The organism is Mesorhizobium sp. P2_C4, from assembly GCF_056404575.1.
This window is the reverse complement of sequence record NZ_JBFUDT010000002.1, coordinates 401,860-424,899: the sequence shown is the minus strand read 5'-3', so window position 1 is coordinate 424,899 and position 23,040 is coordinate 401,860. Positions and strand designations below refer to the sequence as shown.

Annotated in this window: 21 protein-coding genes; 18 read left to right on the top strand and 3 right to left on the bottom strand. The window is 63.4% G+C overall.

The window, feature by feature from the left end; translation table 11 throughout:
- The first annotated feature begins 3 nt into the window (after positions 1 to 3).
- The 4 genes from AC1DX6_RS08420 to AC1DX6_RS08405 all read left to right on the top strand — a co-directional run bounded on the left by AC1DX6_RS08420 (position 4) and on the right by AC1DX6_RS08405 (position 3,853).
- Positions 4 to 1,065: an ABC transporter substrate-binding protein gene (locus tag AC1DX6_RS08420; protein WP_477312280.1), complete on the top strand. Its 1,062-nt coding sequence runs from the start codon at positions 4 to 6 to the stop codon at positions 1,063 to 1,065.
- Positions 1,066 to 1,131: 66 nt separating this feature from the next.
- The gene (locus AC1DX6_RS08415; protein ID WP_477312279.1) at positions 1,132 to 2,001 is read left to right on the top strand and encodes an ABC transporter permease; all 870 of its coding nucleotides are present in this window, start codon (positions 1,132 to 1,134) and stop codon (positions 1,999 to 2,001) included.
- Entirely contained in the window at positions 2,001 to 2,789 is a 789-nt protein-coding gene (locus AC1DX6_RS08410; RefSeq protein WP_477313639.1) for an ABC transporter permease, read from the top strand. Before AC1DX6_RS08415 ends, AC1DX6_RS08410 begins: the two co-directional genes overlap by 1 nt.
- A complete protein-coding gene (locus AC1DX6_RS08405) occupies positions 2,789 to 3,853 on the top strand; it encodes an ABC transporter ATP-binding protein (RefSeq protein ID WP_477312278.1) in 1,065 nt (354 codons plus the stop codon). The genes AC1DX6_RS08410 and AC1DX6_RS08405 overlap by 1 nt, the downstream gene beginning before the upstream one ends.
- Before the next feature lie 26 nt (positions 3,854 to 3,879).
- On the opposite strand, the gene AC1DX6_RS08400 is transcribed toward AC1DX6_RS08405, so the two are convergent.
- Positions 3,880 to 4,911, bottom strand: a complete 1,032-nt coding sequence (locus AC1DX6_RS08400; RefSeq protein WP_477312277.1) for a LacI family DNA-binding transcriptional regulator — start codon at positions 4,909 to 4,911, stop codon at positions 3,880 to 3,882.
- 350 nt (positions 4,912 to 5,261) lie between these two features.
- On the opposite strand from AC1DX6_RS08400, the gene AC1DX6_RS08395 reads away from it, so the two are divergent.
- From AC1DX6_RS08395 to AC1DX6_RS08345, 11 genes are all read left to right on the top strand, one after another.
- Positions 5,262 to 6,875: an extracellular solute-binding protein gene (locus AC1DX6_RS08395; RefSeq protein WP_477312276.1), complete on the top strand. Its 1,614-nt coding sequence runs from the start codon at positions 5,262 to 5,264 to the stop codon at positions 6,873 to 6,875.
- Positions 6,876 to 6,957: 82 nt separating this feature from the next.
- Complete coding sequence (locus AC1DX6_RS08390; RefSeq protein ID WP_477312275.1) at positions 6,958 to 7,818, top strand: carbohydrate ABC transporter permease; 861 nt, start codon at positions 6,958 to 6,960, stop codon at positions 7,816 to 7,818.
- Entirely contained in the window at positions 7,815 to 8,774 is a 960-nt protein-coding gene (locus tag AC1DX6_RS08385; RefSeq protein ID WP_477312274.1) for a carbohydrate ABC transporter permease, read from the top strand. Before AC1DX6_RS08390 ends, AC1DX6_RS08385 begins: the two co-directional genes overlap by 4 nt.
- The gene (locus AC1DX6_RS08380) at positions 8,771 to 9,862 is read left to right on the top strand and encodes an ABC transporter ATP-binding protein (protein WP_477312273.1); all 1,092 of its coding nucleotides are present in this window, start codon (positions 8,771 to 8,773) and stop codon (positions 9,860 to 9,862) included. The genes AC1DX6_RS08385 and AC1DX6_RS08380 overlap by 4 nt, the downstream gene beginning before the upstream one ends.
- Positions 9,863 to 9,866: 4 nt before the next feature.
- Positions 9,867 to 10,928: an ABC transporter ATP-binding protein gene (locus tag AC1DX6_RS08375; protein ID WP_477312272.1), complete on the top strand. Its 1,062-nt coding sequence runs from the start codon at positions 9,867 to 9,869 to the stop codon at positions 10,926 to 10,928.
- Positions 10,929 to 10,963: 35 nt separating this feature from the next.
- A complete protein-coding gene (locus AC1DX6_RS08370; RefSeq protein WP_477312271.1) occupies positions 10,964 to 12,061 on the top strand; it encodes a Gfo/Idh/MocA family protein in 1,098 nt (365 codons plus the stop codon).
- Between the two features lie 26 nt (positions 12,062 to 12,087).
- Positions 12,088 to 13,002 carry a sugar phosphate isomerase/epimerase family protein gene (locus AC1DX6_RS08365; protein WP_477312270.1) on the top strand — a complete coding sequence of 305 codons (915 nt, stop codon included), beginning with the start codon at positions 12,088 to 12,090 and terminating at the stop codon, positions 13,000 to 13,002.
- 71 nt (positions 13,003 to 13,073) lie between these two features.
- Positions 13,074 to 14,255 (top strand): aldose 1-epimerase family protein, encoded by a 1,182-nt coding sequence (locus tag AC1DX6_RS08360; protein WP_477312269.1) that lies wholly within the window; start codon positions 13,074 to 13,076, stop codon positions 14,253 to 14,255.
- A 46-nt stretch (positions 14,256 to 14,301) separates the two neighbouring features.
- Complete coding sequence (locus AC1DX6_RS08355; protein ID WP_477312268.1) at positions 14,302 to 15,387, top strand: fatty acid desaturase family protein; 1,086 nt, start codon at positions 14,302 to 14,304, stop codon at positions 15,385 to 15,387.
- A 26-nt stretch (positions 15,388 to 15,413) separates the two neighbouring features.
- A complete protein-coding gene (locus tag AC1DX6_RS08350; RefSeq protein ID WP_477312267.1) occupies positions 15,414 to 15,728 on the top strand; it encodes a MocE family 2Fe-2S type ferredoxin in 315 nt (104 codons plus the stop codon).
- A gap of 38 nt (positions 15,729 to 15,766) precedes the next feature.
- Positions 15,767 to 16,570, top strand: coding sequence for a 3-methyl-2-oxobutanoate hydroxymethyltransferase (locus AC1DX6_RS08345; protein ID WP_477312266.1), 804 nt, complete (start codon positions 15,767 to 15,769; stop codon positions 16,568 to 16,570).
- Positions 16,571 to 16,589: 19 nt separating this feature from the next.
- Here the strand turns inward: AC1DX6_RS08345 and AC1DX6_RS08340 are convergent, their stop codons facing one another.
- Together AC1DX6_RS08340 and AC1DX6_RS08335 are read right to left on the bottom strand one after the other, a co-directional pair.
- Positions 16,590 to 18,071 (bottom strand): HAL/PAL/TAL family ammonia-lyase, encoded by a 1,482-nt coding sequence (locus AC1DX6_RS08340; protein WP_477312265.1) that lies wholly within the window; start codon positions 18,069 to 18,071, stop codon positions 16,590 to 16,592.
- Positions 18,068 to 19,069 (bottom strand): ornithine cyclodeaminase family protein, encoded by a 1,002-nt coding sequence (locus tag AC1DX6_RS08335; protein WP_477312264.1) that lies wholly within the window; start codon positions 19,067 to 19,069, stop codon positions 18,068 to 18,070. The genes AC1DX6_RS08340 and AC1DX6_RS08335 overlap by 4 nt, the downstream gene beginning before the upstream one ends.
- Before the next feature lie 116 nt (positions 19,070 to 19,185).
- On the opposite strand from AC1DX6_RS08335, the gene AC1DX6_RS08330 reads away from it, so the two are divergent.
- The 3 genes from AC1DX6_RS08330 to AC1DX6_RS08320 all read left to right on the top strand — a co-directional run bounded on the left by AC1DX6_RS08330 (position 19,186) and on the right by AC1DX6_RS08320 (position 22,993).
- Positions 19,186 to 20,628, top strand: a complete 1,443-nt coding sequence (locus tag AC1DX6_RS08330) for a DHA2 family efflux MFS transporter permease subunit (RefSeq protein WP_477312263.1) — start codon at positions 19,186 to 19,188, stop codon at positions 20,626 to 20,628.
- Between the two features lie 267 nt (positions 20,629 to 20,895).
- Positions 20,896 to 21,882 (top strand): ABC transporter permease, encoded by a 987-nt coding sequence (locus AC1DX6_RS08325; RefSeq protein WP_477312262.1) that lies wholly within the window; start codon positions 20,896 to 20,898, stop codon positions 21,880 to 21,882.
- An 85-nt stretch (positions 21,883 to 21,967) separates the two neighbouring features.
- A complete protein-coding gene (locus AC1DX6_RS08320) occupies positions 21,968 to 22,993 on the top strand; it encodes a sugar ABC transporter substrate-binding protein (RefSeq protein ID WP_477312261.1) in 1,026 nt (341 codons plus the stop codon).
- Positions 22,994 to 23,040: the final 47 nt, after the last annotated feature.

Genomic DNA, 23,040 nt, shown 5'->3' with positions numbered 1-23,040 from the left:
ACCATGCGCATGCCTGAACTGACTGCTCTCTTGACGGCGACCGCCGTCTTCACCTCGGCACTGGCGTTTGCCGCCAGGGCCGACGAAGTGCACGTGCTCAACTGGAAGGGTTACGGCACCGACGAGCCGTGGGCCGTCGCGGCTTTCGAAAAGGCGACCGGCAACAAGGTCGTCAACGACTTCTTCAATTCCGAACAGGAAATGTTGACCAAGATACGGACCAATCCGGGCCTCTACGACGTCGTCATGATCAACGCCGCCTTCAACGACCAGGCGATGGCGGAAAAGCTGATCCAGCCGATCGACGTGTCGAAGCTGCCGAACTATGCCGATATCAGCTCGGACAAATCCGGTTCGCCGATGCTCGACCATGACGGCAAGGTCTATGGCGTGCCGTGGGTCTGGGGTCTGACTGCGCTTGCCATCAACGAAAAGTCCTTCGACAAGCCGCCGACCTCGATTGCCGAGATGTGGGATCCCGCCCACAAGGGCCGTGTCGTCATCCGTGACGACGCCGTCGAGGCGGTGCAGTTCGGGGCGATCGCCACCGGCCAGAACATCAACGACATCAAGGATATGGATGCGGTCAAGACCAAGCTGACCTCGCTGATGCCGCAGATCAAGACGTTCTGGAGCTCGGAGAACGACTGGAACCAGATGGTCGCCTCCAACCAGATCGACATCGGCACCTATTGGAGCGGCTCGGCCGACCGCGCCAAGACGCATTTCAAACTGCCGGTCTCGCTGGTCGTGCCGCAGGAAGGCGCCGTCGCCTGGCTCGATGCCTTTTCCATCCCGGCCGGCTCCAAGAACGTCGCAGGCGCCGAAGCCTTCATCAACTGGATGATCGACCCGAAATTCTATGTCGAATGGGTCACTAAGGTCGGCGCCCCGGTCTCGGCCAACACCAAGGCTGTCGCGGCGCTTCCGGAAGATGCCTTCAATCGCAAGGTGATGGGCGATCCAGAGGTCGCCAAGCGCATCCAGTTCCAGGCGCCGGTCACCGACGCCCAGCGCGAAGCCTATCTGGCGCTCTGGCAGCAGCTCAAGGTCGACGTGAAGTAAAGCGCGCGTCCGGATCAGCCGGCGGTTCGCGCCGGCTGGTCCTTCAATCCTTGGGAGGAGGGTATCATGGCAGTACAGGGCGCGGTCGCGTCGCGCAGCGGGCTGAGATCGGCTCTGCCGCTGCTTGCGCCGGCCTATCTCTGGCTGACGGTGGCGATCTTTCTGCCGCTCTCGGCCATGGTCTTCTTCTCGTTCATGACCGAGCTGCCGCTGTCGGGCAAGCCATGGGCTTTCACGCTTGGCAACTACGCCGCCTTTTTCTCGCAAAGCCTTTATCTGACGCTGCTGTTCGCTTCGCTGCGGCTTGGCCTCGAAGTGACGCTATGGTGCGTCATCATCGGCTACCCCGCCGCCTATGTCTTGGCCAAGGTGCTGAAAGGCCGCAGCCGCGAGGCGATCTTCCTGCTGGTCATCCTGCCGTTCTGGTCGAACGGGCTGGTGCGCATCTTCTCCTGGGCGATGGTTTTGCGCGAAGGCGGCATTCTCGACACCGCGCTCAATGCCGTGCTGCCATTCAAGATCAACATCGATCTGATGTATTCCTATCCGGCCGTCATCATCGGGCTGGTGCACTCCTACGTGCCCTACATGGTGCTGACCTGTTATCTCACGCTGCAGGCCATCGACGACTCGCTGATCGAGGCCGGCCGCTCGCTCGGCGCCTCGCGGTTGCAGGTGCTGAGGCGGGTGATCATCCCACTCTCGATGCCCGGCCTGGTGGCGGGCTCGGCACTGATCTTCGTACCCGTCGTCGGCTCGTTCATGGAGCCGCGCATCCTCGGCGGCCGCACCGGCACCTTCTACGGCACGGTGATCGAGGACCAGTTCGTCGCCGTGTTCAACTGGCCGCTGGGCGCTGCCCTGTCCTTCATCCTGCTGGCCGTCGTGCTGGTCATCCTGGCGGTGGCCTCGCCGGTGCTGAAGAGGGCCGCGTGATGAAGACGACCCGCATCCTCGAAGGGCTTGGCCGCTTCTACATCGGACTGCTGCTCTCCTTCCTCTATCTGCCGATCATCATCATGGCGCTGATGTCGTTCAACGTCTCGCCCTTCTACCAATTGCCGTTTGAATGGACGACGGAATGGTACGCCTCGCTGTGGCAGAACGACCAGATCATCGCCGCGACCTGGAACAGTGTCGAGATCGCCATCATCACCACAATCATCTGCACGGTGCTCGGCTCGGCGGCGTCGCTGGCGCTGTTTCGCTATGAATTTCGCGGCAAGAAAATCCTGCAGGCGCTGCTGTTTCCACCGATCGCCATTCCGTGGCTGATCACCGGCACGGCGATGCTGATCTTCTTCTTCGGCGTCGGCATCGGCCGCGGCCTGCATGCGATCCTGCTCGGCCATGTCGCGCTGGCGCTGCCCTACGTCATCGTCGTCGTTTCGGCCCGGCTGCAGACCTTTGCGCCGGAACTGGAAGAGGCGGCGCGCTCGCTTGGCGCCAACCAGTGGCAAGTGACGCGGCGTGTGACCTTGCCGTGGATCATGCCCGGCGTCATCGCCGGCGGGCTGTTCGCTTTCGCCGTGTCGTTCGACCAGTTCGTGGTGTCCTATTTCCTGTCGACACCGGGCGAGACGACGCTTCCGGTCGAAATCTATGCCGCGATCCGCAAAGGTTTCACGCCCGAGATCAACGCGGTCTCGACCATCATCATTGTCGTGTCGATGGCACTCATGCTGCTCACGGCACGGTTCTTCAAATTCGGCGGAGAGAAATAATGGCCGGCGTGCAGGTATCGAATGTCTCTCGCAGCTTTGGCGCCCACAAGGCGTTGGACGATGTGTCCATCGATTTCGCCGATGGCGGTTTTTATGCACTGCTTGGCCCTTCCGGCAGCGGCAAGACCACGCTGCTCAGGCAGATCGCCGGCTTCGACTTTCCCGATACCGGCCGCATCGCCATCGGCGGTGAGAGCGTCGAACGGGTGCCTGTGGAGAAACGGCGCATCGGCATGGTGTTTCAGAACTATGCGCTGTTCCCCAATATGAGCGTTGCCGACAACGTCGCCTTCGGCCTGTCGGTGCGCGGCGAGGCAAAAGCGACGATCGCGACGGAGGTGCAGCGCGCGCTCGATCTGGTCCAACTCGGCAAGCTCGGCGTCCGCCGCCCGCACCAGCTCTCCGGTGGCCAGCGCCAGCGCGTCGCACTGGCCCGCGCCATCGTCACCAAGCCGCGCGTGCTGCTGCTGGACGAGCCGCTCGGCGCGCTCGACAAGGCGCTGCGTGTCGACATGCAGATCGAACTGAAACGCATCCAGCGCGAAATCGGCATCACCACCATCTTCGTCACCCACGACCAGGAAGAAGCGCTGACGATGAGTGACCGCATCGGCATCTTGCGCGACGGCCGGCTGGTGCAGGAGGGGCCGCCGGAAGACATCTACGACAGCCCGAAGAGCGAGTTCGCCGCCACCTTCCTCGGCGACGCCAACATCTTTCGCGGCGACGCCACCGGCAATGGCATCCGCTTGCCTGACGGCACGGCGATCGCGGCGGGGGCGGGCGCGAGGCTTGCCGCCGGGGCCAAGGCCAGCTGCGCCGTGCGGCCTGAACGCATCCGCATCGCCGCCGATGCGGGTGCGCCGGATGCGGTCAACGCCAACATGCTCAAGGGGCAAGTGTCCAAGCGCATCTTTGCCGGCAACAACAGCACCTACTTCGTCGAACGGGCCGGACAGATGCTCAAGGTCATCGTCCAGAACACCGGCATCGAACGATTGGCCGAGGGGCAGGACGTGGTGTTGCGCTGGTCGCCGGAGAGCACGGTGCTGATCGCAGGATAGACTGCGTCAGGCCGAGCCTTCCAAACTCAAATCTCCGGGATGTTTTCCCGGAAGATCACCTGCAGCCGGGGCTGGTGTAGTTCATAGGGCAGGCCTTTCACCGCATGAGTCAGCGTGTTGAGCGCCTCGCGCGCCTCGACGCGCGGGTTCTGGTCGATGACCGCGTCGAGGGTGCCGTCGAGCAGCAGGTCCTTGGTGCCGTCCGTCACCTCATGGCCGAGAAAGACGGTCGAGTGCTCGCGGCCGCGCTCCTTCAGCGCGCGGGCAATGCCGGTGTTGCCGGCGCCGACATTGTAGATCGCGGCGAGATCCGGATGCCGCTCCAAAAGGGCGGAGGCCTCCGAATAGGCTTTCTCGCGGTCGTCGAGCATTTCACGCATTTCGACGATCTGCAGGTTGGGCGATTCCTCCGTCAATATGTGGCGAAAGCCCATCTCGCGTTCCTCATGGCCGCGATAGGACAGAGAGCCGGCAAACAGCGCCACCTTGCCCGGTCGCCCTGAGCCCATGAAGCGGTTGAGCAGATAGCCGGCCAGCCGCCCGGCGGCGCGGTTGTCGATGCCGATATAGGCGACCCTGGGCACATGCTGGATGTCGGAAGCGATGGTGACGACCTTGATGTCGTTCGCCGACAGCGAGCGGATCGCCTCGCGAACCGTCGGATGGTCGAGCGCGATGACGCCGACGCCTTGCGTCTGGCCGCGCAACTCCTGCAGCAGCCGGGCAAGCCGGTCTGGATTGAAGCCCTCGATGGTGGAGACATGGACGTCGAGATCGGGCCGCGCCTGCGCCTGCGCCTCGATGTGGCGATGCAGCATCTTGATGAAGGAGTTGGTGCCGGCCGGCAGCGCGAAGTCGAGCCGGATGACGTCGCCGGAGAAGACGCTGCGCGGGGCCGGGCTGTTCGAATTCTCCGCGATGTAGCCAAGCCGCTGTGCCGTTTCGAGCACGACCTCGCGGGTGCGCGCCCGCACGCCGGCACGGTTGTTGAGCACACGATCGACCGTGGCCGGGGAAACACCGGCTTCCCGGGCTATGTCTGTCAGCGTGGACCGCACGGTCGATCACCTCACCAAAAGCATCAAAATTGCGCAACCGGACTAGGACAAGGATTCATGTCGATCCGCGATTCTGATGGGAAATGATGTAACCGGCCTTGGCCGATGCGCAAGCCATTGCGCTAAACCAAATCACGCGGCCCCGTTGCAAATGTGGATCGCACTGTGTTTTCCCATCAAATACAGGCATCGGGAGCGGCGGATGGTGGTCGGTGTAAGGCATTTTCTCTCCCTATCTGCGATGTTATGATGTTCTTTGATTATTTATGATGTTGACAGCCTTTGCATAGTGCCGTCAATATCAATCATCGAGGCCATGGAGGAACAAGGCCTTGAGGGAGGAGTTTTCAATGTCTGATTTGATCCGCATGTCGCGGCGCCGTTTGCTGGCGTCCGGTGGAAAGGCGGCCGTATTCGTGGCTGCGGCAGGTATCGCACCGCAATTCATTCGTCCCGGCCGCGCCTTTGCGGCCGACGCGCTGGCGCCGGGCATGATCGGCGGCCCGACCGGCTTCGATGGCGCCGAGCGCTATCAGTATGGCGCAGACACGCCGGAAGGCCGCGCCATCGAGGCGGCCAAGGCGCTGAAGGGCGCCGGCAAGGCACCGGCCAAGATCGTGCTTGGCCTGTCGGATGGCTCGATCGGCCAGTTGACGCAGCCTTTCCCGGCCGGCGCGCCGTCGATCAAGGATTTGTGGGAAAAGGAAACCGGCATTCCGATCGAAATCGTCGGGCTGCCGAACGGTCAGGAATTCACCAAGACGATGCAGGACATCTCCACCAAGGGTGGGGCCTACGACATCTACTCGACGGAGTGGAACCGCCTCGGCGACCTCGCCGAAACCGGCGGCATCGCCAAGCTCGACGACTTCGTCGCGCAGTACAAGCCGGAGTGGGACGATCCCAAGACCGGCTATGTCGATGGCGCCAAGGGCGTGTCGCTGCTCAACAAATATCGCGGCGCGACCTATGGCGTGTCGCTGGATGGTGATTTCCAGACCTGGGTCTACCGCACCGATCTGTTCGGCGACGAAGCCGAGAAGAAGGCGTTCAAGGACAAAAACGGCTACGATCTGGCGCCGCCGAAAACCTGGAAACAGCACGGCGACATCGCCGCCTTCTTCCAGCGCCCGGACAAGGGCCTGTTCGGCTCGACCGACCTGCGCAACCAGGGCTGGGGGTACACCAACTGGTACCAGCGCTATGTCTCGATGGCGTCGCCCAACCAGTTCCTGTTCGGCGATGACGGCAAGCCGCTGATCAACTCGGAACAGGGCATCGCCGCCACCAATGAATACATCGCCTCGCTGGCGCATCATTCGCCGGACGCGATCTCGTGGGGTTGGCCCGAACAGTACGGCAACTTCGCCAAGGGCGGAGCGGCGATGACCTGCGCCTTCTCCAACCTGCCGAAATTCCTCGACAATGCCGGCAACAAGGACTCGCAGGTCACCGGCAAGATCGGTTCTATGCTGCCGCCCGGCCGCGAGATCGGCGGCAAGCTGATCAGCCGCTCGGTGCTCTGGTTCTCGCTGACCGGCATGGTCTCGTCGCAGTCGAAAAACCAGGAGGTCGCGTATCTCCTGCTGCAATGGTTGGGCTCCGCCCGTATCTACGCCTGGATGACGGCCAATCCGGGCGGCTATTTCGATCCGTTCCGGCTGTCGGACTTCTCCGACCCGCTGGTTCGCCAGACCTATCACGCCTACCACATGGACGTCGTGCGCGAGACGGTCGCCCGCACTGTGCCGACCATCAACTATCCCGGCGCCACCGCCTTCCACAATGCGCTGGACGAAAACCTGATGGCATCGCTGACCAAGGCCAAGACCGCAGAGCAGGCAATGGCCGACACCGAGAGCGAGTGGAAGAAGATTGCCCGCCGCATCGGCGAGGACAAGCTGCTTGAAGCCATCAAGACCAACAAGGAGGCCTGGCCGACCGTTCTCGATCCGATCAGCTGATCCTCCTCCCGGGATCGCGATGGAGGGGAGGGGCTTGCCGCTCCTCCCCTCCGCTAAACGACGCCACCAGCAAAGCAGCCAGATGAAGCGTTCCATTCCCTTCGAGATATTCCGCTATGCCGCGATCGTCGCGGCGATGGCGGTGACGTTGATCCCGATCCTGTGGATGGTGTCGATGGCGTTCAAGCCGATCGCCGAATGGTCGGCCACCGGCGCCGAGCTGACATGGTGGCCGAAAAACCCGACGCTCAGCAATTTCCGTTTCGTCTTTGGCGAGTCCACCAACAATCTCATCGTCGCGCTCGACCGCAACGCGCTGAAGCCGATCCTGTCGTCGCTGCTGTCGGCCACGTTCGGAACAGCGATCGCCATGTCGGCCGGCACTGCCGCCGCCTACGGGCTGTCACGCTTCGGCTCGGGCCAGAACCTGCCGCTGGCGCTGATCCAGCTCAGGCTGTTTCCGCCGATGGCTGTGATGACACCTGTCATGATCATGTGGGCCTTCCTCAATTTCACCGACAGCTGGTGGGGGCTGTCGCTGATCTATGGCATCGTCACGCTGCCTTTCGCCTTCTGGCTGATGAAGACCTTCTTTGACGATATGCCGCGCGAGATCGAGGAGGCGGCACTGGTCGAGGGTTGTTCGCGGTGGCGCGTCTTCACACGCATCACGCTGCCGATGATGCGCGCGCCGCTGGCGAGTGCCGCGCTCTTCGTCTTCATCCTCAACTGGTCGGATTATCTGATCGCGCTGCTTCTGACGACGCGCGAATGGGTGACGATCCCGGTCTATATGGCTTCGTTGTCGTCCTCGATGACCGGACAGCTCTACGGCGCCAAGGCAGCGCTCGGCCTGATCGCCGCCGTGCCGCCCGTCATCATGGGCATCGCCATCCAGCGCCATCTGGTGCGCGGCCTGACTTTCGGGGCGCTCAAGCAATGAGCGCTGTGGCTGCGACAATTTCGGAGGACGACATGAACGCCGTCCAGGCAAAGCCGGCCCAGCGGGACGATGGTGCAAAACTCGGCTTCCGGCTGACGCTGCCGGCGCAGATCCTGGTGCTGTTCATCTCCGTCTTCCCGCTGCTGATGCAGCTCTACATCAGTGTCACCGACTGGTCGCCGCTGTCCGGCCTCGGCTGGTGGAACGCCTGGTCGATGTGGAACAGTTTTGCCAATTACACCGACCTTGCCGCCGATACACGCTTCTGGAGCGCACTGAAGCGCACGGCCATCGTCATGGTCGTCTGCGTGCCGGTCGAATTCCTGCTTGGACTGGCGCTGGCGACGCTGTTTGCCGACGAGTTTCCGGGCAAGCGCGTGTTCTATTCGATCCTGCTGATGCCGATGATGGTGGTGCCGGCGGTGGCCGGCTACATGTTCTTCATGCTGTTCCAGTCGGGAGGTCCGGTGAACGACATTTTGTCGTCGCTCACCGGTTCTCCCGTGACCATCGCCTGGCTGTCGGACCCGACACTGGCGCTGTTTGCCGTCATGGTCGCTGACATCTGGCAATGGACGCCGCTGATGTTCCTCATCTTGCTGGCCGGCCTCGTCGGCGTGCCTGAGGACCAGATCAAGGCGGCGACGCTGCTCGGCGCCAATCCGTGGCAGCGCTTCGTCACCATAGTACTGCCAAAGATGAAGACGATCATCATCATCGCGCTGGCGATCAGGGTGATCGAGAACTTCAAGATCTTCGACACGCTCTACATCATGACCGGCGGCGGCCCCGGCGTCGCCACCGAAACCATCTCCGTCTACATCTACAAGCTCACCACGCAGGACCTGATCTGGGGCTACGTCGCGGCAATCGCGCTGGCCATCCTGATCGTGCTGTCGATCGCCGCGGTGTTTGCCATGAAGCGCATGGCGCGGACAGGAGAGGTGCCGGCATGAGCGCCATCCATTTGCAGAACCTGGTCAAGAAGTTCGGCGACTTCACCGCGCTGAAGACGATGGACTTGGCCATCGCCGATGGCGAGTTCATGGCGCTGCTCGGCCCTTCCGGCTGCGGCAAGTCGACGACTATGAACATGATCGCCGGCATGGAAGAGCCGACCGGCGGCAAGATCCTGTTTGGCGAACGCGACATGGCCGGCGTGCCGATGGGCCGGCGCGGCGTCGGCTTCGTCTTCCAGAACTACGCCATCTTCACCCATATGACGGTGCGCCAGAACCTTAGCTACGGACCGAAGATGCGCGGCGTTGCGCGGGCGGAGATCGACCGTCGCGTCGGCGCGATTGCCGAGATGCTGCAACTGACGCCGCTGCTCGACCGCAAGGCCGACCGGCTGTCGGTCAACATCCTGCAGCGGGTGGCGATCGGCCGCTCGGCGATCATGGAGCCGGCGATCTTCCTGCTCGACGAGCCGCTGTCCAATGTCGACGCCGCCTTCCGGGCTGTCATGCGCACCGAACTGAAGCAGCTGCAGCGCCAGTTCAAGCAGACCATGGTCTATGTCACCCACGACCAGCTCGAAGCCATGACAATGGCCGACCGCATCGCCGTCATGGACCACGGCGTGCTGCAGCAGGTCGGCACGCCGCTCGAGGTCTACAACAATCCGGCCAATCTGTTCGTTGCCCGCTTCATCGGCGCGCCGGGCATGAACCTGCTCAAGGGCTGGCTGGCGGAAAGCGATCGCGGACTGGTCGTCGACCTCGGTCCGCTCGGCGCCACGCCGCCGCTGCCGGACGATATTGCCGCTTCCGTGCGCCGTGCGCGCGGCGAAGTGTTTTACGGCTTTCGCCCGGAGCAGGTGACACTGATGCCGCACGGCCCGGGCCTGTCGATGCCGGTGACCTTCGTTGAGCGGATCGGTGCGCGCACCATCGTCCATCTCGGCGAGGGTGAGAACGCGGTGAAGGCGGTGTTCGACAATGATGTCGGTCTGGCGATCGGGCAGACCGCCATCCTCGCGCCGGTCGCGCAGTCGGTGCGCATCTTCGACGCCGCCACCGGCCTTGCCATGAAAGCGGATTGATATCATGGCCGATATCGTCTTCCGCAATGTGACCAAACGCTACCGCAAAACACTGGCCGTCGACGACGCCTCGTTCACGGTCAACGACAACGAGTTTTTTTGCTTCTTCGGCCCGCCGCTGTCGGGCAAGTCGACGATATTGCGGCTGGTGCTTGGTCTCGAAACGCCGGATGTGGGCGAGATCCTGATCGGCGGCAAGCCGGTCAATGCGGTGTCGCCGGCCGAGCGCAACGTCGCCATGGTGTTCCAGAACCTGGCTCTGTTCCCGCATATGAGTGCGCTCGACAATGTGCGCTTCCCGCTGGTCGAGCGCGGGGTCGCCGAGCTCCAGATCAAAAAGCGCGTCGCCGACGTCGCCGCGAAACTGCATATCGGCCATATCCTGCACAAGCCGCCGGCGCAGCTTTCAGGCGGTGAGCGGCAGCGCGTGGCGATCGCCCGCGCCCTGGTGCGCGATCCCTCCGCCTACCTGATGGACGACCCGATATCGGCGCTTGATGCCCGGCTGCGCGAGGAGACGCGCGTCGAGCTGAAGCGCATCCAGCGCGAGCTCGGCAAGACGCTGATCTATGTCACGCACGACCAGGAGGAGGCGATGTCGGTCGCCGACCGCATCGCCATTCTTGAGAACGGCAAGATCCGGCAGATCGGCGCGCCTGCCGAGATCTACGACCGCCCGGCGAGCACCTATGTGGCGCGACTGCTCGGCTCGCCGATGATGAACATCCTGAAATCGGTGCGCGGCGCCGGTGGCGTCGAGGCGGCGGAAGGCACGATCCGCATCGCCGATAGAATGGCCCCGGGCGATGCAGTCGAGATCGGCCTCAGGCCGGAAGACATCAAGGTGGGGCCATGGTCGGATGGCGGGGAAGGCCGCCCGGCACGGGTGTTCGAGGTCGAGCCGCTCGGCGGCTACACGGTGGTGACGCTGGCCGCCGGGCAGGCACGCCTGCGGGCATTGCTGCGCGGCCAGCCCGACATCCGGCCGGACGCGATGGTGGCGATATCCTGCGAGCCGGCCCGCGTGCATTATTTCGGACAGGGCGGGGGAGCGCTGGCACGATGACGGCGACGCTCAGAGAAGAATTTCGGGAGGACCAGATGGCAAGCAATGGCTTCGAGCCGGACGTGAAGGTCCGCACGAAGGAATACAGGATCGGCTGCGTCGGCGCCGGCATGATCATGGCCGAATGCCATCTGGCCGCCTACAAGGAGGCCGGCTTTCCCGTGGTGGCGATCGCCTCGCGCACCAAGGCCAGCGCCGAGAAGGTGGCAAAGCGCTGGAGCATTCCGACCGTCCACGACACGCCGGAACAGCTGATCGAGGATACAAATGTCGAGATCATCGATCTTGCCTTTCCGCCGGACCAGCAGCCGGCGCTGATCCGCCATGCGCTGAAGCAGAAGCACATCAAGGCGATCCTGGCGCAGAAGCCGCTGGCGCTGTCGCTCAAGGATGCGATCGAGCTGCGCGACGAAGCGGCCAAGGCCGGCAAGATCCTCTCGGTCAACCAGAACATGCGCTACGACCAGTCGATGCGCGTCTTGAAGCAGATCATGGACAGCGGCGCGCTGGGCGACATCGTCTTCGCGCAGATCGACATGCACGCCATCCCGCACTGGCAGACTTTTCTCGAGCACTACGACCGGCTGACGCTGGCCAATATGAGCGTGCACCATCTCGACGTGCTGCGCTTCCTGTTCGGCGATCCCGACGAGATCACCACGCTGACCCGCAAGGACCCGCGCACGCGCTTCGACCATTCGGACGGCATAACCGTGTCGACGTTGCGCTTTCCCTCCGGCGTCCTCGCTGTCTCGCTGGAGGATGTCTGGTCCGGTCCGCGTGGGGATGGCTACAAGGACGACCAGCACATCAACTGGCGCGTCGACGGCACCAAAGGCGTCGCCAAGGGCACGATCGGCTGGCCGACGGGCGCCGCCTCGACGCTGACCTACGCCTCGACCGAGACCACCCACGGCAGATGGGTGACGCCCAGCTGGGACACGATGTGGTTCCCGCATGCCTTCATCGGCGTCATGGAGCAGCTCCAGCACGCGGTGAAGACTGGTACGCCGCCGGCGCTGTCGGTCGCCGACAACGTCAAGACCATGGCGCTGGTCGAAGCCGGCTACCGCTCGATCGACAAGGGCCGCACGGTCAAGCTTTCCGAAATCTCGACAACTTCAATCAACTGAATCGCCTACAGGGAGGACTTCACGCCATGATGCAATCCGGGATTTTTACGGGGTACTTCCCCTACGGGCTCGAAGAGACGGCGAAGAAAATTCGCGGCCACGGCTTCAACACCGTGCAGCTCGACCTGCACTTCAAGGATATCGACCTGTCGGCCGGGCAGATCACCAAGGACAAGGCGAAAAAAGTCCGCGATACGTTTCGTGGCTACGACCTGCCGATCTGCTGCATCTCGGGCTACACCAATGTCATTCATCCCGACCTCGCGCACCGCAAGGCGAATGTCGAACGGCTGAAGGAAATCATCCGCAATGCCCGCCAGCTGGGCAGCGCCTACGTGATCTCGGAGACCGGCACCTACAACACCGAGAGCGAGTGGATGAGCGACCCCAAGAACAAGTCCGAAGAGGGCTTCGAGATGTGCCGCAAGGTGATCGCCGAGCTGGCGCAGGAAGCCTACGACCACGGCTCGATGTTCCTGCTCGAAACCTATGTCAACAACGTTGTCGGCTCGGTCGAGGAAACGGTGCGCATGTTCGCGCAGGTCGACCATCCCGGTCTCGGCCTGCTGATGGATCCGACCAACTATTTCGAGAGCCACAACATCGACCAGATGGACAAGGTGCTGAACCAGGTGTTCGACACGCTGGCCGACAAGGTCAAGATTGCGCATGCCAAGGATGTCGCGCGCGCCGGCGACGACAAGAGCGAGAAGCACGCCGATATCGGCGATGATGACGCGCTCGCCTCGCACACCTTCCGCGGTGTCGGCGAAATGGTGCTCAACGCACCGGGCACAGGCTCGCTCAACTACGATCTCTATCTGCAGCGCCTGGCGCAGAAGAACCCGAACATTCCCGTGATCATCGAGCATCTCTCGGAAGACGACGTGCCGCGCGCCAAGAAATTCCTCGACGACAAGTTCCGCGCCAACGGCCTTTGACACCAACACACCTTGCGTCGCCGCTTTGCGGCGGCGCATCGCCACAGCCAAGTGAGAGAAGCGGCCGGCAGATGGTAGAGCTTTACGGCAAGACGCTTTCGCGCCGGCAGGTCAGCGAACGTTCCGGCATGCTGTCGCAGTTTGCCGGTGTGCGGCTGATGACGCTCGGCGACGGCGTCGAGCGCGGCATCCGCATGCTCGAATTCCGCACCGGGTCCGGCTTGCGCTTCACGGCGCTGGTCGACCGGGCGCTCGATATCGCCGATTGCGACTACAGGGGCCAGGCGATCGGCTGGCATTCGCCGAGCGGCTTTCGTCATCCCGGTTTGCATGATTATGAAGGTGAACAAGGCCTTGCCTGGGCGCGGTCGTTTTCCGGCCTGCTTTTGACCTGCGGGCTCGACCACATTCTCGGCCGCGATGAAGTGCCGGCCGACACCTATAACTACCCCGGCAAAAAGAGCGTGGTGCATTCGCTGCATGGCCGCGTCGGCACCATCCCGGCGCGGCTGACCGGTCATGGTGAGGCCTGGGACGGCGACCGCTGCGTGCTGTGGGCGGAGGCGATCGTCCAGCAGTCGACGGTGTTCGGCGAGGATCTGCATCTGCTACGCCGCATCGAGGCCGATGTCGGCGGCAACGAAATCCGGCTTTCAGACCGCGTCGTCAATCACGGCTTCAACCGCACGCCGCATATGTATTTCTATCACATCAATGTCAGCCATCCCTTGCTCGACGAGGGGTCGCGCTATCTGGCGCCGATCAAGGACGTGGTGTGGGCCGGACATGCCGGGGAGCGCTATGAGGCACAGAAGGTCGGCTACCGCACGATGCCGGCGCCGCAACTTGGGTTCAGCGAGCAGGTCTGGCAGCATGAAATGGCGGCCAATGCCGCCAGCGAGGTGCCGGTGGCGGTGGTCAACGACCGGCTCGGCCTCGGCTTCGAAGTGGTGACGCGCAAGGACCAGTTGCCTTGCGCCTATCAGTGGCAGAATTTCCAGGCCGGCCAGTATGCGCTGGGCATCGAGCCCTCGACGCATCATGTGCTCGGCAATCTCGCGGCCCGGGAACGCGGCGAGATGATCTGGCTGGAGCATGGCGAAAGCCGCTCCTACGATGCGGTGTTCCGCGTGCTCGACGGCGCCGACGAGATCACCGCTGCCGAGCGCCGGATCGCTGCCATCGCGCAGCAGCCGCGCGAGGATTACCCGAAGCCGTCGGGCAATTTCCCAAAATTGGCGGGCAGGGCATGACCCGGATGCAAAACTTCGGCTGGCGGGCCGGAAATCGGAGGTCGATGTGACGGAGAAAAAGCGCGACTACAGCCTGGTCGGCGAGAGCACGCGCCGGGCGATCGAAACCGGGCTGGCCTCGGCCGAATGGTATCACACCGATGTCTCGCGCAAGGCGATGAAGGAGTTGATGCAGCGCTCGGACGGCCCGGCGATCCGCGACACCATCATCTGGATATCAGCCATACTGGGTTCCGCCGCCGGCGGCATCTGGTTCTGGGGCACATGGTGGTGCGTGCCGTTCTTCTTCGTCTATGGTTTGCTCTACGGCTCCTCCAGCGACTCGCGCTGGCACGAATGCGGCCATGGCACAGCCTTCCGGACGCGCTGGATGAACGATTTGATCTATCAGATCGCCAGCTTCATGGTGGTGCGCAATCCGGTGACCTGGCGCTGGAGCCACGCCCGCCACCACACCGACACGATCATCGTCGGCCGCGACGCCGAGATTGCGGTGATGCGCCCGCCGGACCTGCTGCGCGCCGCGCTTGCCTTCACGGGTGTCCTGGATTTCCGCTATTCGCTGCCGGCGCTGATGCGCCAGGCGTTCGGCAAGCTGTCAGATGACGAGAAGAGCTATGTTCCCGAGATGGAGCAGGCGAAAGCTGTCACCGCCGCGCGCTGGCATGTCGCCATCTATTTCACGACGATCGCGCTGGCGCTCACTATGTGGTCGTTCCTACCTTTGATGATCATCGGCCTGCCGCGCCTCTATGGCAGCTGGCACATGGTGCTGACCGGCCTGCTGCAGCATATCGGCCTGGCCGACAATGTCGTCGACCACCGGCTCAACACCCGCACCGTCTACATGAACCCGATCAGCCGGTTCATCTACTGGAACATGAACTACCATGTGGAGCATCACATGTTCCCGATGGTGCCCTATCATGCGCTGCCCCGGCTGCATGAATTGATCAAGCACGATTTGCCGGAGCCGAACCCGTCGATGTGGCATGCCTATCGCGAGGTCTGGCCGGTGATGCTTAAGCAGCTCAAATACCAGGACTATTTCCTCAAGCGCGAACTGCCGGCGACGGCGCGGCCCTATCGGGGCGAATTCCACGAATTGAACATGTCGGCGGCGGCGGAATAGGCTACCGGCCTCAGCAGGAGACAAGAATGGCCGAGTGGGTTCAAGCGTGCGCCGTGGGCGATGTCGACGAAGAGGATGTCATCCGCTTCGACCATAGCGGCCGCAGCTTCGCGATCTATCGCTCGCCGGACGACGAGTTCTTTGCCACTGACGGGTTCTGCACGCATGAGAAGACGCATCTGGCCGATGGGCTGGTGATGGACGACATCATCGAATGCCCCAAGCACAATGGCCGCTTCAACTACAAGACAGGTGCGGCCAAGGGCGCGCCTGTCTGCGTCAATCTCAGGACCTATGAAGTCAAGGTCGAGGCTGGCAAAGTGATGGTAGAGATCAGCTGACGGGCCTGCAGTAGCCGCAACACAAGGAAGCACGATCGATGAGCCGGAAAAGACCGACGGTGGCGGATTTGCGCGCCATGAAGGGCAAGCGTCAGCTGACCATGCTGCGCGTGCTGACGATGGACGAGGCCGAGGCTGCCGAGCGGGCAGGGGTCGACATTGTTTCGGTGCCGCCGGAGCTGATGCTCAACCCCGCGTATCGTGATGCGGCGCCCAGCCTGTTCACCATGCCGGGCGAGAATTTTTATGAGATCGGCACCGCCGACGATTTTATCCGTTGGGCGTTTCGGCTCTACAAGGCGAGCGCCGACGCGGTCTATTGCAGCGCCGGTTTTGCCACCGTCAAGCGGCTGGCCGACGACGCTATCCCGGTGATCGGCCATGTCGGCCTCATCCCGTCGCGCGCGACCTGGACCGGCGGCTTCAAGGCGGTCGGCAAGACCGCCGACACCGCGATGCAGATCTTCGAGGCGGTGAAGCAGTATGAGGCCGCCGGCGCCGTCGGCACCGAGATCGAGGTGGTGCCGGTCGAGGTGGCCAAGGCAATCTCCGAGCGGACGTCGCTGATCATGCTGTCGATGGGCGCCGGCACAGGCTGCGATGCGCAGTACCTGTTCGCCGACGACATTCTTGGCCAGAACCGGGGCCACATGCCCCGCCACTCCAAGGTCTATCGCAATTTCGCCGCCGAATATGATCGTTTGCAAGCGGAGCGCATCGCCGCGTTCTCCGAATATGTCGCCGACGTCAACAGCCTGGCCTATCCCGAAGACCGGCATGTCGTGCACATGGACCCACAGCAGCTTCGCCTGTTTCTGAACAAGGTCGATGGGGTGGCTTGAAGGAAGCGCGGCCGACCGGCTACGCCTGCCAGCTGCCGTTGGCGAGGGTGGCGTAGAGCGTCTCGGCGTCGATGCCGAGCGGCCGGTCTTCCCTGAGCGGCTGGACGAGCACGCGTACCGCCGCATGGATCACGCCGGTAGCCGGCGCCAGCGTCAGTCCTTCACGCAGGTCGACCGCTTGTGCCGCGGCCATCAATTCCAGGGCAATCAGCCGCCGCCACAGTCCTATCATCTCGGCGCACTTCGAAATGGCGAAAAGGGTTTGTGTCGCGTGGTCCTCGACGCCTTCGGAGACGGCCAAGAAATCGAGCATCACCGGATTGGCCTTGTGGCGAATGGCGGCCAGGATCGCCGTCACCGTCTTTTGCAGCGGCACGAAACCGGCCGAGGCGCCGCCGGCCGGGGAGAGATATTTGGGCAGGCCGTTGCGGCCCGAGCCGGTGAGCTGGATGAAGCGGGCGGCACAGGCGGCAGCCGTTTGAGCGATGGCCAGGCCAAGCGTCTCGAAGGCCAGCGCCAGCGACGCGGTGTGGAAATTGCCGGTCGACAGCACCAGTTCGTCGTCGCCCAGCACCAGCGGGTTGTCGGCGGCGGCGTTGAGTTCGATCTCGACGGCTTGCCTCGCCTGATCGATCGCATGGATCAGCGCGCCATGGATCGAGGGCATGCAGCGGATCGACAGCGGGTCCTGCAGCGTTGTCGGTGCCGGCACCTCGTTTCGCGCCAGCAATTCGCGCAACTCCTTGGCCGCGACCTGCTGGCAGGCGGCCGGCCGCGCCGCGTGAAGGCGGGGATCGAGGATCGTCTGGTTGGCGCCGATGGCTTCCATGGTCAGCGCGCCGGCCTGCTGCTGTTGCATCAAGGCAGACAATGCGTCGGCGACCGCCAGCGCGCCGCTGCCGGTGGACACGGCGGAAGCGTTGATCAGCGATAGTCCGTCCTTGGACGCCAGGCTGATCGGGGTCAGGCGGGCCAGCATCAGCGCCTTGGCCGACGGCATGCGCCGGCCCTGAAAATCGGCTTCACCGTCGCCGGTCAGCATGCGGCCTAGCGTTGCCATCAACACCAGATCGCCGGCGCCGATCGAACCCAGCGATGGCATCACCGGATAGACGCCGGCATTGAGCGCTTCGACGAGCGCGGCGAAGACCCCTACCGAAATGCCCGAACCGCCAGCCGAAAGCATAGCCGCGCGGGCCAGCATCGTCGCGCGCACGATTTCCTGCGGCAGCGAGTCGCCAACCGCTCCGCTGCGTCCTTCCAGAAGCTGGCGCTGGAAGGCGCTGGCGTCGCCGTTGACCGACGTGCCGAGATTGGCGCCGAGCCCGGTGTTCAGCCCATAGATTGGCTCGCCGGCAGCAGCGGCCTGGTCGAGCACTTTGCGCGCCTTGTCGAGTCGCTCGATAGCAGCGGGCGCTACCTCGACCTTACGGCCGCCGCGAGCAACGCTGGCGACATCCTCGATGCTGATGCCGGCTCCGGTGAGGACGAGCGCGTTCATGCGAAACGCAGCCGCTGGCCGATGCCTTGCGCCTGCGCCTTGGCCAACATTGCCTTGCCCAGCGCAATGTCGGAGAGCGACAGGCCGCGATGCCAGAACAGGATCGTTTCGCCGTCGCTCTGTCGTCCCGGTTTCAGCCCGGCGGCGATCTGGCCGAGTTCGGCATGCAGCGTCTTTTCGCTCAGCCGTCCGGTCTCGACATGCGCGCGCAGCGAGCCGAACTTGCCGCCCTTGCACTGACCCCAATCGTCGACGACCATTTTCTGCATGATGTCGGTCAAGGATAGCTCCACCGCGCTCATCGTACCATAGGGCACGACCAGCGCGCCCGGCTTGATCCATTCGGTCTTCAGCAATGGCTGCGGTTCCGGCAGCCGCGAGGCCTCGACGACGATGTCGGCGCCTTCGACGCAGCTCTTCCAGTCAGCCACCGCCGTGACCTTCTTGCCGAAATCGGCGGTCAGTTTGGTGGCAAACTCGTCGCGGCTTTCCGGCCGGCGCGAATGCACGCGGATTTCGTCGAAATCGAAGAGATGGTCGAGCAGCCGCACATTCCAGTAGGCGGTGCCGCGCGCGCCGATATGGCCAAGAACCTTGGATTTCTTTCTGGCCAGGTGTTTGGCGCCGATGGCGGTGACGGCGCCGGTGCGCATATCGGTGATGACGGTGGCGTCGAGAATGGCGCGCGGCGTGCCGGTGCGCGGATCGAACAGATTGAGGATGCCGAACTCGGAGGGCAGGCCGTGCAGGTAATTGTCGACATAGTCGCCGACGATCTTGACACCGGCCGTGTCGAGCGGCGCGACGTAGCCGCGCAGGACGTTGAAATGGCCGTGGAAGGACGGGTCCGGCTCAAGATGAACGCGGGGCTCGATCACCGTCTGGCCGTTGCCCTGGGCGACGAGGCCAGCCTCGACCGCGTCGATGATCTCGGCATCGGTCATATCGAGGGCTTCGATATCGAGGGCATTGAGATAATCGATATAGACAGGCTTCATGCGTGCGCGGTTCCCAGGCAGCCCATTCATTCCATAACAGGCCGCGACGTGACACGAAAGTTTGTTGGCGCAGTGTCTGGACGACATTGCCCAAATACTGTTCAAACCGACGCGTCATGACGGCCATCCCCGAAAACCAAGCCTCGCCCCCGGCAACAATGCCGGCACGCCAGGCGCGGCGCGTGGCGCTGATCGTCGCCGTTGCCTTCTTCATGCAGCTGCTGGATTCGACGATCATCTCGACCTCGCTGCCGCAGATGGGCCAGTCCTTTGGCGTGCCGGCGGTGGCGATGAGCATCGGCATCACCGTCTACATGCTGACCATGGCGGTGTTCGTGCCGCTGTCCGGCTGGCTCGCCGACCGGTTTGGCGCGCGCAACATTTTCCTCATCGCCATCGCGCTGTTCACGCTGGCCTCGGTCGTCTGCGGCGTCTCGCAGAATCTGACCCAGTTCGTCGCGGCGCGCGCCGTGCAAGGCCTGGGCAGCGCGCTGATGACGCCGGTGGGTCGCATTCTGGTGCTGCGCAACGCGTCGAAATCCGAGCTGATCAATGCCACCGCGCTGATCACCTGGCCGGCTTTGTTTGCGCCGGTGGTCGGGCCGGTGCTTGGCGGCTTCATCACCACCTATCTGTCCTGGCACTGGAATTTCTTCATCAACATCCCGCTCGGGGTGGCAGGACTGGCGCTGGTCGCCCGGTTCATTCCCGGCGACCGCGAAGCCGAAACCAGGCCGCTCGACTGGCCAGGGTTTGTGCTGACGTCGGTAGGGCTCGCCGCACTGCTCTACGGCCTCGAGCGCATTGCCCATCCCGAAGACGGCATCTTGCCGACGGTAGCGCTGCTTGCTGCCGGCATCCTCGTCGGCTGGCTGGCGGTGCGGCATCTGCGTCGCGCGCCGCATCCGCTGCTCGACCTCTCGGCCTTCAAGGTGCTGACCTTCGCCATCTCGACGCTTGCCGCCGGCACGATCTTCCGGGTGGCGATCAACGCCACGCCGTTCCTGCTGCCGCTGCTGTTCCAGCTCGGCTTTGGCTTGAGCCCGGTCGATGCCGGCATGATGATCCTCGCCTATTTCCTCGGCAATCTCGGCATGAAGGCGGTGACGACGCCGACGCTGCGGCGCTTCGGATTCCGTTCGGTGCTGGTCATCAACGGGGTGATCGCCTCATTGGCGATCATGGCCTGCGCGGCGATCTCGCCGCAGACGCCGCAAGTGCTGGTGGTGGTGCTGATGCTGATCGCCGGCCTGTCGCGCTCGATGCAGTTCACCGCGCTCAACACGCTGGCCTTTGCCGATATCGGGGCGCAACAACGCAGTTCGGCGGCGACGCTGTCCTCGATGCTGCAACAGATGGCGATGCTGTTCGGCGTCGCGGTGGCCGCGGCCATCCTCAACCTGTCGCAGATCGCCAGAAGCGGAGCCGCACTCGACCTCGTCGATTTCCGAATCGCCTTCCTGATCATCGGTGCGATCGGGCTCGTCGCCTCGTTTCGTTTTCTGGCGCTGCCGCCGAGCGCCGGCGGCGAGGTTTCAGGGCATTCGCCGGAGAATTGACCGCGTCTTTGCTGCCTGTCGCAGACAGAAATTCCGCCTCCTGCATTGCTCTTGGAGCAGAGCTTTCGCCGGTAACTTACCCGGCGCAATGAATTGCCAAAAACGCTTGAGTTTCCGCGCATTGCGCCAGTTTCGGCAATCAATGCGTCCACTCGACAATTATCGCTGCCAGCCGCGGTTCTGAACGCGGATTCATTTGACGAGTTGGTGTTGAGCCGATTAGCTTTCGGTTTTTCGGGATGGCAGCGCTGTCATCGGGGCGAGACAATGAACGCGATCGGCTGGCCGAACTTCAGGCGCCTGAATCAGGAAGGCATTGTCTTTGCGATCGCGGTCGTGCTGTTCGCTGCCGCAGCGATCGGCCTGCCGGGGTTCATCGACCCGAACAATCTCGTCGCCATCGTGCGCTCGGTGTCGGTGCTGGGCATTTTGGCGCTCGGCATGGCGGTCGTCATCATCGGCCGCGGCATCGACCTGTCGGCGGTGGCGATCATGGCGATGTCGGTCGCCTGGTATCTGCAACTGCTGAATTCGGGAACGCCCGACGGGCTGGCCTTCGCCTATGTGCTGGCAGGCGTTCTCGCCATCGGATTGCTGAACGGCTTTCTCGTCGCCTATGCCGACGTGCCGGCGATCTTCGTGACGCTGGCTACCGGCTCCTTCGTCTTCGGCTATGTGCGCTCGCAATTGATCACACAGGATGCCGTGCCGGTCCCTGGGGGACATTGGGTCGAACTGCTGGGTGGCGTGCGCTTCCTCGACATTCCGGTCGAGGTCTTCGTCTTCGCCGGTCTGGCTTTCCTGTTCTTTCTGTTCCTGCGCTACGCCAAATGGGGCCGCTACATCTATTTCGCCGGCGACAATCCGGTGGCGGCGCGCAACATCGGCATTCCGGTGCGGCCGATGCTGGTTCTGCGCTATGTCGTCTCGGCGCTCGTCGCCCTGGTCGCCGGTCTGCTGACCGCGGCCAGCCTGCATTCGATCAACACCCGCGTCGTCAACTCGACGCTGCTCTACGACATCGTGCTGGTGGCGGTGATCGGCGGCATCGGCCTTTCGGGCGGGCGCGGCGGCGTGCGCAACGTGCTGGTCGGTGCAGCGCTGATCGGCATCCTGTCGAACGCCATGACTATCATCGACATTCCGCTGCTCTACCAGAACCTGATCAAGGCGGCGATCCTGCTCGGCGCCATCATCGTCGACGGCATCATCAATCCGCGCGACGAACAGACCGCGCAGCAGGGCGATATTTAGAGCAGATGGGCTAGCCCATCTTGCTCGGGGTACCCGGCCGGGTCATGCCGACCGGCCGGCAACAAGTGAAAACAGAGGATGTGACATGAAACTGATCAAGACCCTCATGGCCGCCGCGACGGCGCTGGCCGTCTCCGCCTTCGTGGCACCGACTTTCGCCGCCGACGATCCGGGCCCTGCTGCCTACGCGCAGGCGCTCAAGGGTAAGCGCGTCATGCTAGTGCCGCTGGCGATGGGCTTCGACCTGGCGCAGGGCTGGGCACATTATCTGAAGACGGAAGTCGACGCCTGGGGTGGCGTGTTCGAGACCCGCGATCCGAACTGGGTCGTCGACGCCGGCGCGCAGGCGATCACCGACGCCATTTCGTCGGACACCAGGCCGGATGTGCTGATCATCCATGCGCCGGACCTCAACTCCTATTCCAAGTTGATGAAGAAGGCGCAGGCTGCCGGCACCTATGTCATACTGGTCGACAATCCGGCCAACTTCCCGGCCGACGCCTTTGTCGGCAGCGACTGGGATCGGCTTGGCCAGCTCGAGGCCGAAGCGGCGATCAAGGGCTGCGGCGAAAACTCCTCCAAGAAGATCGGTCTGGTGCAGGGCGACCAGGCGAACTCTTCGAGCCTTTATCAGTATGCCGGCATCATGAAGGTGCTGGAGAAGCACCCCGACTTCAAGGTCGTCGCCAAGCCCGACTCCAACTGGGATCCGACGACCTCGCGCAACGTGACGACGACAATGCTGCAGCAGACCCCCGACGTCTGCTCGATCATCGACTTCTGGGATGGCGACGCGACCGGCGCTTCGGCCGCGATCCGCGATGCCAAGCTGGACGGCAAGGTGTTCCTGGTCACCACCGGCGGTGGTGAAAAGGCGGCCGACTGCGACAAGCTGCAGGACGGCACCTATGGCGCGGTTGTGATGACCGACCTTGCCCGCCAGTCGGGCGACATGAACGCCCTCATCAAGTTCCTGCTGCAGAGCGGTCAGCCGGCGGGCACCTCGCACACTTACATCTACACGCTGGAAAAGGCGACGACCAAGGCCGACCTCAAGCCAGACAGCTGCTGGGACCTGAAGGCGCTGCAGGCCGAAGCGGCGGCGAAGTAAGCCGCGCTTTCTCGACTGAAACAAACGAGGTGGCCGGATTGCTCCGG